Raw genomic sequence first — 16,515 nt, 5'->3', positions numbered from 1 at the left:
TTATCGAATTGACTACAAGATTATTGCCTAAAAAAATAACCGAACTAATTCGTTCGATTATTTTTGATAATTTAATTCAAATCGTTTCGCAAAAAGCGATAGTGAGTAGCAAATGGCAAAATAACACACTGTCATGATGATGAACATCACCAATACTGTACTAGGGTATTGGGCATAAATAATTTTAGAATTGTGTGTCAACTCTGGTAACGAAATCACAACTGCTAACGATGTATCACGAATTAACGAAACAAACTGGCTAACAAGTGGAGGAACCATCAATTTAATCCCCTGTGGTAATACAATATAATACATTGTTTGAGCAATATTAAGACCGGTTGAACGACCCGCTTCCATTTGTCCTTTCGGTACAGCTTCAATACCACCTCGAATAATTTCAGATAGCATTGCTGATTCAAAAATCGTCAATGCCACAACCGCTGACCAAAAAATACTAAACTGTATACCAATTTGAGGCAACGCAAAATAAGTAAAGAATATAATTAAAAGTAATGGTAAATTTCTGATGATATCAATGATCAGTCCAACTATTTTGGATAAATATGGTATGCGTAAAAATCGGATAACACCTAAAATCCCACCAATGATAAAACTAAAAACAATCGAAATAACCGCTACTTCGAGAGTTACTAATAACCCATCAAAAATAAAACGTAAATTAGGTAATGTCAAAGCTTGATCAAAATTCATTTCTTTCACTCCTTTCTTAATTTGTGGCAACGCGTGTTTCAATATATCGCATCAAATACGACAACGGCATCGTCATCAGTAGATAAATGAGGCCAATTAATGTATACGTTCCTAACGTATTAAACGTTTCACTGGCAATCAAGTCGCCGGTATACATCAGATCTGCTCCTGTAACCATAGCTAAAATAGAAGAATTTTTAACTAAATTGATAAATTGATTTCCTAATGAAGGCAACGCCACTTTAAATGCCTGAGGTAACACGATATAGTACATAATTTGGAAATAATTTAAGCCTGAAGACATTCCTGCTTCTTTTTGACCCGTTGATACAGCTTCAATACCTGATCGAACCGTATCCGCAATAAAAGCTGATGTATATAGTGTTAAGCCGATGGTACCTGATGTGATTCCATTAAATTTAAATCCATACAATGGTAATACAACAAAGAAAAACATTACCACAATTAATAAAGGAATATTACGGAAAAAATTAACGTAGATATTGCCAATTCGTCGAATCCATTTTTTTGTGGCTACTTGCATCATGGCTGTTATTGTTCCAATAATCAAACTACCAATTAACGCAATCAAACTGGCTGTCAATGTCACTTTTAGTCCAGATAAAATATCTTGATGATAAGTATTCCAAATTTCTAACATAGTCTCAACTCCTTTATCTTTTAGTCTTTAATCCATTTTATATATATCTTGTCATAGGTGCCATCTTTTTTCATGTCTGATAACAATCGATTGACTTCATTTACTAAGTCCGTTTGCCCTTTATTAAACGCAATACCATATGGTTCCTCAGTAAAATTACCACCAACTAATTCGTAATCAGGGTTTTCAGATGCCATCCCTAAAAGGATGCTATTATCTGTTGTCATCGCATCACCTTGTCCGGATTGAAGAGCCGTAAACGCTTCAGCATAGTTTTCTAATTCTAAGACTGTCACATCAGGGGCTTTTTTCCTCACGTTTACAGCTGAAGTAGATCCTTTTACTGCTAAAACTATTTTTCCTGCTTTTAAATCATCAATACTTTTTATGTCACTACCTTTTTTAACTAATAGTGACTGCCCCGCATCAAAATAAACATCTGAAAAATCCACTTGTTTTTTACGCTCGTCACTAATGGTCATAGTGGCAATAATCGCATCAATGTTTCCATTTTTTAAAAGAGGTATTCTTGTTTTTGATGTAACCTCAACAAATTCTGCTTTCTTTTCATCACCTAACAGACGTTTAGTGATTTCTTTTGCGATATCAATATCAAATCCTTCTACTTCTCTTTTTTCTATATTCATCAAACCGAATAACTTGGTGTCGTACTTGACTCCCCAAATCATTTTATCTTTCTCTTTGATTATATCTAACACATTTGATTCAGAAATACTTTTTGCCCCACAAGCTCCAAGTAAAAAAACGAAAGAAAGCATCATTAACATCAATAAACCACGATAAACTTTTTTCATATTGCTCCCTCCTAGTGACTAATAATTTTACTTAAAAATTGTTTCGCTCTTTCATCTTGTGGATCATCAAAAAAGGCTTCTGATTCGCGATCTTCTAGCACTTCTCCATCAGCCATAAAAATGACTCTATCCGCTACTTCTCTAGCAAATCCCATCTCATGAGTTACCACAACCATCGTCATACCAGACTCTTTTGCTAGAGACTTCATAACGTCCAATACTTCTCCAACCATCTCTGGGTCAAGTGCTGACGTTGGCTCATCAAATAACATATAATCAGGTGTCATAGCTAAACTTCTTGCAATAGCCACACGTTGTTGTTGACCTCCTGACAACTGTGAGGGATAAGACTCTTTTTTATCTAACATACCTACTCTTTCTAATAAACGCTCAGCACGTTCATTTGCTGCTTGCTTATCTAGACCCAATACTTTTATTGGTGCTAACGTAACATTTTCTAACACGCTCATATTGGCATATAAGTTAAATTGTTGGAATACCATCCCTAGATTTTTTCTGACATCATTTAAATTCGTTTTTGGATCAAAAATATTAGTTCCATCTACTATTAATTCTCCCGTTGTGATATCTTCCAGTGCATTGATACAACGTAACATGGTACTTTTCCCTGAACCAGAAGGGCCTAGCACAACAACAACCTCACCTGTCTCAATGCTTAAATTAATATTTTTCAACGCATGAAACTCACCATAATACTTTTCTACATTTTTAAATGTAATCATTGTTAAAAACCCCTTTCTTATAAAAACATGATAAACGATATCATTTTCTCATTAAAACCTAATATTATTCTATTAAGAACTAATTATATACTCAAAGCTTAATAGTTGTAAAGGTTTCTTAAATGGAAATTTCTGAAAAAATTCTTAAAAACGTTGTATTTAGAGAAACAATTTATCCTATTAAGAACAATAAATAATAAAATTTACAAGTTATGTTGCAGCTTATCCACTTCATTATGGACAGATAAAAAAGCTAAAAAAATGATGTTATGCATCACTTTTTTAGCTAATTCAAAACCATTAAAATATTAAAAGGAAATATTTTTTCTTACCACGACGAACCACAATAAATGAGTTCTCGATTTTATCTTTATCTGACAAAACATAGTCTAGGTCTTGAATTCTATCTCCGTTAATGTAAATGGCACCATTTTGGACATCTTCACGTGCTTGACGTTTTGAAGATTCAATACCAGAGTTGACTAGCAATTCAACAAGGTTTAAATCATCATTAGCTGATACTTCATAACTAGGAACATCTTTAAATCCTTGTTTAATTTCTTCAGCTGTTAATTCCTTGATATCACCACTAAACAATGCTTTAGAAATTTTAACAGCTTGTTCGTAAGATTTTTCACCATGAACAAGTGTTGTCACTTCTTTAGCCAACGCTTTTTGAGCCGCTCTTTCATGAGGTGCCTCATTAAATTCTTTTTCAATCTCAGCAATTTCATCTAGTGATAAAAATGTAAAGTATTTTAAGAATTGGACTGCATCACGGTCATCTGTATTTAACCAAAATTGATAAAATTCGTAAGGAGATGTTTTATCTGCATCTAACCAAACCGCATTTCCTTCTGTTTTACCAAATTTTGTACCATCTGCCTTTTTAATTAGTGGCATCGTTAGCCCATATCCTTGAACTTCATTCTCACGACGTAATAACTCAATACCTGAAGTGATATTTCCCCACTGATCACTTCCACCTAATTGAAGTTTTACTCCTTCAGTCTCATATAATTTTAGAAAGTCATAAGCTTGCAGTAATTGGTAGGCAAATTCAGTATATGAAATACCTGTTTCAATACGACGCTTCACACTTTCTTTACTCATCATATAGTTAATTGTAAAGTTTTTACCCACATCTCTTAAAAAGTCAATCAATGTGATGTTAGTTAACCAATCAGCATTGTTAGCTAAAATTGCGGGATTTGTTTTATCATCAAAATCAATAAAACGAGATAATTGATTTTTAAGACTATTGGCCCATGATTCAACAATTTCAGTAGAATTTAAACTACGTTCTGCATCTTTAAATGATGGGTCACCAATCATACCCGTTCCCCCACCAACAAGTGCAACTGGCACGTGGCCTTGTTCTTGAAATCGTTTTAAGGTTAATACTGGTAATAAATGACCGATGTGTAAACTATCTGCTGTCGGATCAAAACCAATATACAACTTAACAGACTCTTCATTCAATAATTCTTCTAATGCTTGTTCGTCCGTCATTTGATAGACGAGACCACGATCCTTTAATTCTGATAAAAAATTCGTTGTCATATTAGTTCCTCCTTAATTTTATTCATCTTTAATCTTAACCTATTCAAATCATAAAAGAAAGATGAAAACGTCATTTTCATCTTATAAAATCAAAACAATTTGACTAAGTATAATGATTAATTGTAAAATAATATAATTGAGCGTATTAATATAAGATGAGGTGATACATTGAATGAGGATAATCAGTTTGACCCCTCTAACGAATTGAACAGTCAAGTTCCCGAACAATTGGACACTCAAACACCTGAACCCAATAGCAAACACGATTGGCCATTTGTCCTAAATGTGACATATCGAGTCATTCGCTCACTAATGTTATTACTTATAGTTGTTGTACTAGCTGTTGCAACGTTAGGTGTTGGAACTGGTATAGGATACTTTGCCTCACTAGTCAAAACGGTAGATGTTCCAAAACCAGATGACCTTATAAAAAAAATCTCTAATTTGGATCAACAATCAAATATGACTTATGCAGACGGATCACAGATTGCTGTTATTCAATCCGATTTAATCAGAACAAACGTCTCTTCTGATAGCATTTCGGACTTTATAAAAGAAGCCTTGATATCAACTGAGGATGAGAACTTTTTTAAACATAAAGGAATCGTTCCAAAAGCCATTGCTCGTGCAACTATTTCTGATGTCATAGGTATTGGTAATAAATCTGGTGGCTCAACAATTACTCAACAGCTTGTCAAACAGCAAGTGTTAACTAATGAAACATCTTATCGTAGAAAAGCATCCGAGATTGTACTAGCCTTAAAAACAGAGAAAGTAATGTCAAAAGATGAAATTTTAAGTTCCTACTTGAATGTATCCCCATTTGGGCGAAACAATCATGGTGAAAACATTGCTGGTATCGAGGAAGCTGCTTTAGGTATATTTGGTGTTCATGCCAGTGATGTGACACTTCCACAAGCTGCCTTTTTAGCAGGATTACCGCAAAGCCCTATTGAGTATTCACCTTACACCAATGACGCACAACTAAAAGAAGACTTAAGTGCTGGATTGAATCGAAAAAATGACGTATTATTCAATATGTATCGTGAAAAAATTATCACAAAAGATGAATACGAAGCAGCTAAAGATTATGATTTGAAGCAAGATTTTCTCAAACCAGAACCAAAAGCACAAAATGATAATGGCTTTTTATACAACTATATTTATGACGAAGCCACGCGTGTGTTAATGCCTAGCTACTATGAAGCAGACGGGTATACTGAAGCCGACATTAATGAGTCAAAACAATTATTCGATCAATACTTTGAACGCGTGAAAAAAGATATTGCTCGTTCTGGTTATACGATTCATTCTACTATTGATAAGACAACACATAATGCCATGCAAGAAGCAGTTAATAATTTTGGATACTTACTTGATGACGGCAGCGGAAAATTGCTCGAAACTGGTAGTGTCTTGATGGATAATCAAACTGGACGAATCTATGGGTTTATTGGTGGACGAGATTACAATCAAAATCAGAATAACCACGCCTTCCAAACAAGACGCTCACCTGGCTCTACAATGAAACCTATTTTAGCTTATGCTCCTGCTATTGATAATGGGATTATCGGTTCAGAATCAAAACTTTCTGACTACCCATTGAAATATAAAAATGGGCAAGAAGTAAAAAATTATTCTGATAAGGGTAGTAATTCGTTCAAATCAGTCAGAGAAGCGTTAAAATGGTCGTTGAATATTCCTGTTGTGAATCTTTACAATGATATGCTTCAAAGCATTGATCCTAAACAGTATTTTGACAAAATGAATATTGGACTTAATCCAGATGAATATTACCGAGAATCAATCCCTCTTGGAGGAACGGATCATGGTATGACTGTACTAGAAGAAACTGAAACCTATGCCACTTTGGCAAATAAAGGGGTATATAATAAAGGGTATTCTATTGAAAAAATTACCAATGAAAAAGGTGACGTGATTTATGAGCATAAACAAGAGCCTAATCAAGTCTTTAAACCTGCCACTGCCTCAATCATGAATGACATGATGAGAGACGTATTAAAAAGTGGTACCGGGCAACCTGCTCAAGACGCGCTCAAATCTGTTAATCCAACACTAGCTAAAGCAGACTGGGTTGGAAAAACTGGTACTTCTGAAAACGAACAAGATTATTGGTTTACAGCTTCAACACCTGGCGTGACAATGAGTAGTTGGATTGGTTATGATGATAACACCAAAATGAACTCTACTTGGAACAAACAAAACATGATTTACTGGGCTTATATGACTAATTATGTTTACCAAAGAAATCCAGATGTCTTCAAAGCATCTGATAAATTCACCCTAGATCCTTCAGTAAAAAAAGAAAAAGTGGTTGAATTTACCGGTGAAAAAGTTGGGGTCGTTAAAGTTGATAATCAACAAATTAACCTAAAAGGCGCTAAAGAAATTGATAGCCTTTATGCAACTGATGGACCAAAAGATAGCGTCTTTAAGTTTGGTATTGGTGGAACCGATGCTAATTATAATGATGCTTGGAAAACATTTAGTAAACCTGCAACAAACAAACGTAAATAAATACATAAAAAAGAGTGATAGCTTATTTTTAAGCCTCACTCTTTTTTGTTATTTAACAATCAGACGATCCAAACTAGCAAAAGATAATGCAATATTTGCAATAGTACGTAATTGATTTAAACGATTTGTTCGAACTTCGTTATTGTCAACCATCACCATTGTGTCTTCAAAATAAGCTTCAATCAATGGGTTTAAATGACGCAGTTCTTCATACAATTCATTAAGTGTCAAATCACCCACTTGTTCTGAAACCGACATAATTGCTTCATAAAGTTTTTTCTCTGATTCATTTTCAAATAAATCAGGATTGACTGCACCTATTTCGTTATCTTCCACTTTATTTGATAAATTGATCACACGTGTCAACGATTCAATCGTTGGTCTAAAGTCCGATTCCGCTGCATGACTTTCTAGAATATCAGCCGTTTCAAACATGGTATGCAAGTTTTCTTGGCGACTTTCTAAAACTGCTTCGATGATATCATGGCGAATGTTTTTACCACTAAACCATTGTTTCATACGACCTTTAATGAATTCTGTTAGCACTTCTTCATCTGAGTCAATACTTAAACCAAAACGTTCAATGTCTTCATTGATTAACTCTTTCATTTGTTGTTGTAAACGAACGATTGGGAAGTCCCATCCTTTCGATTCGATAATACGGATAATACCATAAGCTTGTCTTCGTAACGCATATGGGTCATTTGATCCTTTAGGCATAAGTCCTACAGCAAAAAATGATAATAACGTATCAGACTTGTCTGCAATAGCTAAAACAGCCCCTATATTACTTTCAGGTAACTCGCCATCACTTGATTTAGGTAAATAATGCTCGCGAATCGCTTGAGCTACACCTTTACTTTCACCTTTAATTGTTGCATATTTTTCTCCAATTAATCCTTGTAACTCTGGAAACTCATCTACCATTAATGTTACCAAATCAAACTTATAAATTTGGGCAGCACGTTCTAACTCTTTCATCTCTGTGTCAGATAGACCAACTGATGTTCCGATTAATCTTGAAATCACAGAAACACGTTGCATTTTTTCATACATTGACCCAATTTTTTCATGGAATGTGACTGATTTTAGTTTTTCGACATAATCAGCAATAGATGATTTCAAATCTTCTTCATAGAAAAATTCTGCATCTTCCAAACGAGCTTGAAGAACTTTTTCATTTCCTTTTCTAACGTTATCAAGATAGTCAGAGTTACCATTTCGTACAGAGACAAAATGATTTAGTAAGTTTCCTTCTGAATCTAGAACTTCAAAATAACGTTGGTGTTCTTTCATCGACGTAATTAAAACTTCTGAAGGTAATGATAAGTAGTTTTTCTCAAAGTTTCCAACAAAAACAGTTGGGTATTCAACAAGGTTAACGACTTCTTCTAATAAATCGGCATCTTGAGGAATTGTCCATTGATTTGCTTCTTCTATATCATTGATTTGTTTACTAATTTTGCCTTGGCGAATCACTGGATTAACAATCACAAACTGTTCTTCCAAAGCTGTTTCGTAATCAGATGAGTGATTAATTGTCGCAACTTTTCCTAAGAAACGATGTCCACGAGATGTGTTTGAGCTGTTAATACCAAACAATGACATAGGGATAATTTTATCTTCAAGTAACGCCACTAACCAATGTACTGGACGGATAAAGCGGTAGTTCCCTTCTCCCCATGTCATGCTGATTGGAAACGTTAAATGAGCTACGACATCTGTTAAGCCTGGTAAAATCGTTTCAACAGGTTGGCCTTCAATAAATTTATCAACAAAGACATACTCAACATCTTTAATTGTTTCAAAATATAAATCATCAGTTGTTGCCCCTTGACCTTTAGCAAAACCAATCGCTGCTTTTGTCCAATGACCGTCCGCATCTTGTGCGATTTTTTTTGCCGGTCCTTTTGCTTTTTCTTCTATGTTTTCTTGTTTATCAGCTAATCCATTTACACGAATAGCAAAACGTCTTGGTGTAGAAAACACTTCGATATTATCAAATGACACACGGTGTTCATTCAAATAGTCTGCTGCTTTTTTAGCAAATTGTTTTGATGTTGGAGTGACTAAATGAGCTGGTACTTCTTCCAACCCGACTTCTAATAAAAATTGTTTACTCATGAATATCCTCCTCCACTGATTCTTTTAATAATGGGAAACCTAATTTCTCACGTTCTTCAACAAACCCTTTAGCTAACGCTCTAGCCATATTACGAATTCTTGCTAAATAACCCGCACGTTCTGTAACAGATACGGCTCCTCTAGCATCAAGTAAGTTAAACATGTGACTACATTTTAATACATAGTCATACGCAGGATGAATTAATCCTAATTCAATGGCACGTTTTGCTTCGTTTTCATAGCTATTAAATAAGTTTAATAATAATTCTTGGTCACTTTGTTCAAATGAATACACTGAATGCTCATATTCAGGTTGCACAAAAATCTCACCATATTTAACGCCTTTCGTCCACTCTAAATCATAGACACTTTCAACTTCTTGAATGTAAGAAGCCAAACGTTCTAATCCATATGTAATTTCTGATGTAACAGGTTTACACTCTAATCCACCCACTTGTTGGAAATAAGTAAACTGAGTGATTTCCATGCCATCTAACCAAACTTCCCAACCTAATCCAGCACAACCCATAGAAGGATTTTCCCAGTTATCTTCAACAAAACGAATGTCATGTTGTAATGGGTCAATGCCTAATACTTTCAAACTATCCAAATATAATTCTTGGATATTTTCTGGTGAAGGTTTCATCACGACTTGGAATTGATGATGTTGATACAAACGGTTTGGGTTATCTCCATATCTTCCGTCTGCAGGACGACGTGATGGTTCAACGTATGCTGCGTTCCAAGGCTCTGGACCAATCGCACGTAAAAAAGTATACGGACTCATTGTTCCGGCCCCTTTTTCCGTGTCGTATGCTTGCATTAACATACAGCCTTGATTTGACCAATAATTTTGTAGAGCTAAAATCATTTCTTGTATGGTTAATTTTTGACTCATTGTTTCTCCTCCTATTTTTTAACATAATAAAAAGTCCCTATGCTTGATAAACATATCAAACATAGGGACGACTATTCGCGGTTCCACCCTACTTCCGTTTTCACGGCAGCTTCATTTTAAAACACTCCAGAATGCCTTCAAGATGAGGTCTAATATTTGGCTTACACTCTCCCAAACTCGCTTTCATTAGCTCACTCAACTTTACTTAGTTCTTTCAACGTGTCTATCTAAGTTGTCTTTATTTTAATTGGTATTGTCTTGTTTGTCAATTTTGTTTTCTCTTTTTGGAATCATTTCCTTCCAATTTTGCATATCATCAATAAATTTTTTACTTTTTAGCTGCAACCCAACGTATTCTTCATAGATGGAATCAATCACTTGTCTAATTTGTTGTTTCGTCTCGTCAGATAAGTTAATACTTTTAATCTGTTCAAAACTAATGTGATTAAATAATCGAATAAAATGCAATGCTCTTGGTGAGTAGTGAAACCTTCGATCATCCATTGACCAATGTTTTTGGCACAACACACCGTGATATTTATCAGAAAAATCAAATGGTTCCTCTTGACTGCCACAAATGGCACACGATGAAAAATTAAGTTGGATGCCAAAACGTTGAAGCAGTTGTATTTCAAAAATATTGGTGATTATTTCGGCATCATAGCCCTCATCTATCAGGGTTAGTGAGTCTTTGATAAAACCAAATAAAAACGGATCATAAACATTATCGTCAATGGCAGCATCACTTAAATTAAGGATATAAGTAGCATAGGCTGATAAAAAAATATCCTGTTGAATCGCAAAAAAAGGATGAATATCTTTGGCAGAGTTTAAAAAAGAGAGACCTTCTTCTTTTAAATCACCAATGTAATTGGCTTGAGTAAAGGGTTGGATGGCTGAATTGATTTGACTGTTCTTTTTATTCGCGTGACGCACAAAAAACATGCGTTTGCCACTTGATTCAGTAAAAATTTTAACAAGTTTATCACTCTCACGATAATTTCTTGAAAAAAGAACAATCCCATTAACCTCTTGTGGTCCTCTCAATTTGTCACCTCCTTAAATGAATAAAAAACATGGAAAAATCCATGTTTAATAATCTGTTTCTCTGTATCCGTAATTTTGTAAATCACGACGTTTATCACGCCAATTTTTTTGTACTTTGACCCACAATTCTAAGAAGACTTTATCACCTAAGAGGTTCTCAATATCTTTACGACTTTTCGTTCCGATATTTTTAAGCATTTTACCACCTTTACCAATGATAATGCCTTTTTGGCTATCGCGTTCCACTATGATTGTGGCTTGAATATGAATTTTATCATGATCATCACGTTTCATACTTTCTGTTACGACCGCTACAGAATGAGGAACTTCTTGTTCTGTTAATTGTAAGACTTTCTCACGAATAAGTTCTGACACGATAAAATACTCCGGATGGTCAGTGACTTGATCATCTGGGAAAAACTGTGGCCCTTCTGGCATATCATTTACCAAGGTTTCTAATAAATGTTCCACATTATTTCCTTCCGTAGCAGATATTGGGACAATTTCTTTAAAGTTAAGCTCTTGACGGTAATCATCAATAATCGGTAACAATTCATCTGGATGAACGGTATCAATTTTATTAATGACTAGATATACAGGAGCATCCGCTTTTTTCAATCGTTCGATAATAAAGTCATCACCACGACCTCTTGGCATGTCCGCACTCACCATAAAGATAACGGCATCGACTTCACGTAACGCACTATAGGCTGTTTCAACCATAAAGTCGCCTAATTTATTTTTTGGTTTATGAATTCCTGGCGTATCAATAAACACAATTTGTGCTTCTTTTGTTGTATAAATTCCTTGAATTTTATTTCGTGTTGTTTGAGCTTTATTACTCATAATGGCAATTTTTTGTGCCACAATACGATTTAATAAGGTTGATTTCCCGACGTTTGGTCTTCCGACAATTGCGACAAATCCTGATTTAAAATTTTGTTCTGACATTCAATTTATCCTTTCTTAACGACCTACTAAAAATGATATTATTTTAGGTAGGAAGATGATCATCCCCACAAATATAGCAAAAAAGGCACTGAGTAACACTATACCGGCAGCCATGTCTTTTACTTTTTTCGCTAAAGGATGATACGTTTTATTTGTTACTAAATCAACTAATACTTCAAATGCTGTATTGGTCATTTCAGCCATCAATACTAACAAAATCGCACAAATTAACCATAGCCATTCAGCGATTGAAATGTGACAGAAAACACCTAGTATAACCGCACTGAGTCCTAACAATAAATGGTACTTCATGTTTCTTTCTTCTTTTATCACAGTCTTTAATCCATATAATGCATGAGTTAAAGACTGGATAAAACGTCGATTTTTCTCAGTTTGTTTATCGTTCCAAGCCATACGCATCTAAAATCTTTCTCTGTAGATCAAACATCTCTTTCTCATCTTCTGGTGTCATATGGTCATATCCATTAAGATGCAAAAATCCATGAATCGTTAAAAAACCAAGTTCTCTATCAAATGAATGGTCATATTCTTCTGCTTGTTCTTTCGTTCGATCAACAGAAATGAATAAGTCCCCAATATTTCTTGGTAAACCAAGTTCTTCTAAATCAAATTCAAAACCTGATAAATCATCTTCTTCTAATGCAAAACTGATTACATCAGTCGGACGATCTTTTTGACGATGCTCTTTGTTGATTTGATGAATTTCTTCATCATCAACAAACGTCACTGACATTTCCGTATTTTCTGGTAGATTAATGACTTCTTGTTTCGCTGCAAAATCTATAATCGTTGAAACCAAGTTTAATTGTTCGTCTGTAAGTGTGTTCGTTTTATCAAGGAGTACCAAATCCATTGTTAAATCCTTCTTTCTTCTTGTTCTTGTTTCATTTTTTCTGCTTCTGATTTCATTTTCGGGTATTTAATTCGCGAATGGAATGTTGAACATAACCCGTCCACTAAGGATTTTTCAATTATAGCAATCTCATCCAATGTTAAACCTGATTCATTTAACTGCCCATCTTCTAATCTTGATTGAATTAAGTTATGGACAAATTCTTTGATTTTTTCATTCGTTGGGTGATCCATCGCACGAACAGCTGCTTCAGCACTATCGGCAATATTAATCACACCAGCTTCACGAGATTGAGGTTTTGGTCCAGGATATCTAAATGCCTCTTCAGTTGTCTCTGGGTTTCGTTCTTGTTCTTTAATGAAGAAATACTTCATCAAGGTTGTCCCATGATGTTGTTGACACACATCAATGACAAATTGTGGCATATTCGCTTCTTCTAGAATCTTCACACCATCTGTCACGTGACTAAATATAATTTCTTTACTATCTGATGGTAACAAGAAATTGTGAGGATTTTCCGCCCCATCTGGTAAATTTTCCACGAAAAAGTTTGCGTGTTTGATTTTACCCACGTCATGATAGTAACTTGCCACGCGTGTTAATAACGAGTTTCCTCCAATTTGAGCGACGGCGTTTGCACTTAAACTAGCCACCATCATACTATGATGGTACGTTCCAGGAGCTTCTTCTAACAATTGTTTCAATAAAGGTTGATTTGGGTTACTTAATTCATTTAATACAATCACACTATCATCTGTTAACAATAGTTCGATGTACGGATATAGCCCAATAGATAAAATAAATGAAAATAGACCACTACCTGTTGAAATAAATAACGTTGTAATAGAACGACTATCTCCAATATTAAAGCCTTGATAAATCACTAATACTGCCATAAATAAAATGGGCATAATGATTAATAAAAAGAAAGACTCTTTCAACTGTGCCCCAATCCGTTTGTTTACTAAAAATGTCGCAACAAACGCAGAGAACATGTAAAATAGCGAGATAACTAAAAGTGACGTCGTACCGGCAAGGTTATAAAAGATAAAGATTGAGAAAATTGCTTGGAACATCCCCATCAGTAGTCCCCATCGTTTATCTAAAAACATATACAAAATAACCGAGCCAAATGCCGCGGGGAATAATAAAGAGACGTTACTTAAGCTATCTTTTTGTAACAGATAAAGTAATTTCATAAACAGGACACTTACCGTAATAGCAATTGTGTACAATGTCACACTTTTAACGCGAATCTCTTTATCTGAATGGCATAAAATATAAATAATCAATACAATTTGTAATACAATCGCTAATATCATCGATAAAAGCGGTGATGTCGAGGTTGATTGATTCGTTAAGCCAAGCAACTTAATTTTTTCCATTGCTTTTGAATCAATTTGTTCCCCTTCTCGAACAATGATTTCACCTTGATAAATCATCACAGGAAGCACATTATTTTTGGCATTTTCTTTCATTGTTTCTGTCGCTTTGTCGTTGACTACTTCATTGACAACAATCGCTTTATCAAAAATCATAACCAAGAGATTCAATTCTTGAGATGTTAGCTCTTTGTATTGAACCAATTCTTTGGCTGCTTGTTTTTCACTCTGTAATGTTGAGTTTCGAATATGTTTCGATAAAATTGTTTTTAACGTACTTTCTGCTGCTTGTTCTAGATTATCAAGATCACTTGAAGATAGCTCCAGTAATTCTTCATAAAACGTATCTGGAAAAGATTGAAAGAAAGCAATATCGGTTTGGTTAAATTTTTCAAAATTCGATTTTAGCATCGGCAATTTATCTTCTACTGTAGGTTTAGACGAACTTTTTTTGTCATTATACTGTTTTTCTGCTGCCTCATTGACTTGCTTAACCAATTTAAAAATCGTTTGGACAGACTCTACTTGTTTTGCTTCAACATCTGGATTAAACGTATATTCTGGCGTGATACTTTCCATCGCCAACCGTTGTTTTTCTTTTGTTTCATCCTTATTTTCAATTGTTTTATTAGCACGAATGGTCTCACTAGATAATTGCCCGACTTTATAAGTCACTTGCTTTTGTCTAACACTACCAAACATCAAACCAAACATGATTAAAGACATTAAAAATAGAATTAGAGGTGTATAATATTTTCCAAGTGCTTTAGGCACTTGTTGTATTGTTTTCATTTACCTCACTCACTCCTTTTTGCTCCTTTTAGTTGTCTGCATATGCCTTAATGATATCAGCCACTACTGGATGTCTTACCACATCTTGAGTAGAAAATTCGATAAATGTAATATTTTTGATTCCTTTTAGAATTCTTTCCGCATGAATCAAACCACTTTCAACACCGCGTGGCAAATCGATTTGGGTTTTATCACCATTGATAATCATTTTTGATCGATTTCCTAAACGGGTCAAAAACATCTTCATTTGAGCATTGGTTGTATTTTGTGCTTCATCTAAAATAACAAATGCTTCTTCTAACGTACGCCCTCTCATATAAGCTAAAGGTGCAATTTCAATCACACCTCTATCCATCAAACGCGTCGTATGTTCCATACCAAGTATTTGATATAAGGCGTCATAAACTGGACGTAAGTATGGATTAACCTTCTCTTGTAAATCACCAGGTAAAAACCCTAAATTTTCTCCTGCTTCAACAGCCGGACGTGTGAGAATGATTTTTTCTACCTCACCTTTTTTTAGCGCACTCACGGCCATAACAACCGCTAAAAACGTTTTACCCGTTCCTGCCGGTCCAATACCAAACGTGACGTCATTTTTTTTAATGGCATGAATGTATTTTTTTTGCCCGTCGTTTTTTACACGAATTGGATTGCCTTTATTGTCTTTTAATAAAGCATGTTCATAAAGACTAAAAAATGTCTCCAATTGGCCTTTTTTAGCTAACTGGATAGCGGTTAAGACATCACTACTATTAATTTTGTGTCCTCTTAATATTAGTTGTTGTATGGCTGTTAAGATGTCTTGAACCATCGAAACATCTTCAGCATTTCCTGATAAATGAACAACCTCTCCCCTAGAAGAAATTGATACATGTGTATAATCTTCAAGCATTTTGATATGTTTATCGTGAGTTCCAAATATATCATTGCTTTCAATGTTTTTATCTAACATAAAAACTAATGTTGTTTCTGACGTCAATCACTACAGCTCCTTCATCATCTTATAACCTAAATAATACCATATTATGTCAATAAAAAAAATCAGGACTCATTATTTTATGAATCCAACTATTAACACAACGATTAACTTCTTTATCAAATTTGCCTTAACTTTTGACGTCACTTTAACATTTTCTTTATCAAATTCATAAAACCTTCGTATATTCTTACGGTTCATTTAAGGTTTGAAGACTATGATTAAGACAGTTCAAAGAAAGAAGATGATGTCACAACAAATTGCCTGATTCTTTTGAGTGTTAGAGGCTCATTTGTCTCTACCTCCTTTATATAATGTGGACGAACGTGGTGTTTTCACTCTAAGGGTCTAAGCGTGTGTTTGTTCTCTATTTACCGAGGTGTAGGTTCGAATCCTACCGTCCACTTAGCACCACCATTTATCTTGAAAGGATGAGT

14 protein-coding genes are annotated in these 16,515 nt (G+C 34.6%); 1 reads left to right on the top strand and 13 read right to left on the bottom strand.

Annotation, left to right across the window (positions count from 1 at the left end; all coding sequences use genetic code 11):
• Positions 1-57: 57 nt before the first annotated feature.
• From DW196_RS00765 to tyrS, 5 genes are all read right to left on the bottom strand, one after another.
• Positions 58-711, bottom strand: coding sequence for an amino acid ABC transporter permease (locus tag DW196_RS00765; protein WP_118249584.1), 654 nt, complete (start codon positions 709-711; stop codon positions 58-60).
• A gap of 16 nt (positions 712-727) precedes the next feature.
• The gene (locus DW196_RS00760) at positions 728-1,372 is read right to left on the bottom strand and encodes an amino acid ABC transporter permease (protein ID WP_071456928.1); all 645 of its coding nucleotides are present in this window, start codon (positions 1,370-1,372) and stop codon (positions 728-730) included.
• Positions 1,373-1,392: 20 nt separating this feature from the next.
• Positions 1,393-2,061, bottom strand: coding sequence for a transporter substrate-binding domain-containing protein (locus tag DW196_RS00755; RefSeq protein ID WP_370447139.1), 669 nt, complete (start codon positions 2,059-2,061; stop codon positions 1,393-1,395).
• A gap of 137 nt (positions 2,062-2,198) precedes the next feature.
• Entirely contained in the window at positions 2,199-2,930 is a 732-nt protein-coding gene (locus tag DW196_RS00750; protein ID WP_071456930.1) for an amino acid ABC transporter ATP-binding protein, read from the bottom strand.
• Between the two features lie 300 nt (positions 2,931-3,230).
• Positions 3,231-4,493 carry a tyrosine--tRNA ligase gene (tyrS, locus tag DW196_RS00745; RefSeq protein ID WP_118249582.1) on the bottom strand — a complete coding sequence of 421 codons (1,263 nt, stop codon included), beginning with the start codon at positions 4,491-4,493 and terminating at the stop codon, positions 3,231-3,233.
• 168 nt (positions 4,494-4,661) lie between these two features.
• On the opposite strand from tyrS, the gene DW196_RS00740 reads away from it, so the two are divergent.
• Positions 4,662-7,031, top strand: coding sequence for a transglycosylase domain-containing protein (locus DW196_RS00740; protein WP_370447137.1), 2,370 nt, complete (start codon positions 4,662-4,664; stop codon positions 7,029-7,031).
• Positions 7,032-7,079: 48 nt separating this feature from the next.
• Here DW196_RS00740 and glyS read toward each other — a convergent pair whose 3' ends face one another.
• The 8 genes from glyS to DW196_RS00700 all read right to left on the bottom strand — a co-directional run bounded on the left by glyS (position 7,080) and on the right by DW196_RS00700 (position 16,081).
• The gene (glyS, locus tag DW196_RS00735) at positions 7,080-9,155 is read right to left on the bottom strand and encodes a glycine--tRNA ligase subunit beta (protein ID WP_118249581.1); all 2,076 of its coding nucleotides are present in this window, start codon (positions 9,153-9,155) and stop codon (positions 7,080-7,082) included.
• Positions 9,148-10,053: a glycine--tRNA ligase subunit alpha gene (gene glyQ, locus DW196_RS00730; protein WP_071456933.1), complete on the bottom strand. Its 906-nt coding sequence runs from the start codon at positions 10,051-10,053 to the stop codon at positions 9,148-9,150. Before glyQ ends, glyS begins: the two co-directional genes overlap by 8 nt.
• Positions 10,054-10,296: 243 nt before the next feature.
• Entirely contained in the window at positions 10,297-11,100 is an 804-nt protein-coding gene (gene recO, locus DW196_RS00725; protein WP_118249580.1) for a DNA repair protein RecO, read from the bottom strand.
• Positions 11,101-11,145: 45 nt separating this feature from the next.
• A complete protein-coding gene (gene era, locus DW196_RS00720) occupies positions 11,146-12,051 on the bottom strand; it encodes a GTPase Era (RefSeq protein WP_118249579.1) in 906 nt (301 codons plus the stop codon).
• A 15-nt stretch (positions 12,052-12,066) separates the two neighbouring features.
• A complete protein-coding gene (locus tag DW196_RS00715; protein ID WP_187363571.1) occupies positions 12,067-12,465 on the bottom strand; it encodes a diacylglycerol kinase family protein in 399 nt (132 codons plus the stop codon).
• Positions 12,449-12,925: an rRNA maturation RNase YbeY gene (ybeY, locus tag DW196_RS00710; protein WP_071456937.1), complete on the bottom strand. Its 477-nt coding sequence runs from the start codon at positions 12,923-12,925 to the stop codon at positions 12,449-12,451. The genes DW196_RS00715 and ybeY overlap by 17 nt, the downstream gene beginning before the upstream one ends.
• 2 nt (positions 12,926-12,927) lie before the next feature.
• Entirely contained in the window at positions 12,928-15,099 is a 2,172-nt protein-coding gene (locus DW196_RS00705; protein WP_118249577.1) for an HD family phosphohydrolase, read from the bottom strand.
• Between the two features lie 28 nt (positions 15,100-15,127).
• The gene (locus tag DW196_RS00700; protein WP_370447136.1) at positions 15,128-16,081 is read right to left on the bottom strand and encodes a PhoH family protein; all 954 of its coding nucleotides are present in this window, start codon (positions 16,079-16,081) and stop codon (positions 15,128-15,130) included.
• Between the last annotated feature and the right edge of the window lie 434 nt (positions 16,082-16,515).

Origin of the sequence: Vagococcus sp. AM17-17, from assembly GCF_003471765.1 — a bacterium.
Classification (GTDB): domain Bacteria; phylum Bacillota; class Bacilli; order Lactobacillales; family Vagococcaceae; genus Vagococcus; species Vagococcus teuberi.
The sequence above is the reverse complement of the archived record's forward strand: the minus strand, read 5'-3'. Positions and strand labels throughout refer to the sequence as shown.

Coding starts and splice junctions, on each gene's coding strand:
- DW196_RS00765 (WP_118249584.1), bottom strand. CDS start 711: ATGAATTTTGATCAAGCTTTGACATTACCTAATTTACGTTTTATTTTT.
- DW196_RS00760 (WP_071456928.1), bottom strand. CDS start 1,372: ATGTTAGAAATTTGGAATACTTATCATCAAGATATTTTATCTGGACTA.
- DW196_RS00755 (WP_370447139.1), bottom strand. CDS start 2,061: ATGATTTGGGGAGTCAAGTACGACACCAAGTTATTCGGTTTGATGAAT.
- DW196_RS00750 (WP_071456930.1), bottom strand. CDS start 2,930: ATGATTACATTTAAAAATGTAGAAAAGTATTATGGTGAGTTTCATGCG.
- tyrS (WP_118249582.1), bottom strand. CDS start 4,493: ATGACAACGAATTTTTTATCAGAATTAAAGGATCGTGGTCTCGTCTAT.
- glyS (WP_118249581.1), bottom strand. CDS start 9,155: ATGAGTAAACAATTTTTATTAGAAGTCGGGTTGGAAGAAGTACCAGCT.
- glyQ (WP_071456933.1), bottom strand. CDS start 10,053: ATGAGTCAAAAATTAACCATACAAGAAATGATTTTAGCTCTACAAAAT.
- era (WP_118249579.1), bottom strand. CDS start 12,051: ATGTCAGAACAAAATTTTAAATCAGGATTTGTCGCAATTGTCGGAAGA.
- DW196_RS00715 (WP_187363571.1), bottom strand. CDS start 12,465: ATGGCTTGGAACGATAAACAAACTGAGAAAAATCGACGTTTTATCCAG.
- ybeY (WP_071456937.1), bottom strand. CDS start 12,925: ATGGATTTGGTACTCCTTGATAAAACGAACACACTTACAGACGAACAA.
- DW196_RS00705 (WP_118249577.1), bottom strand. CDS start 15,099: ATGAAAACAATACAACAAGTGCCTAAAGCACTTGGAAAATATTATACA.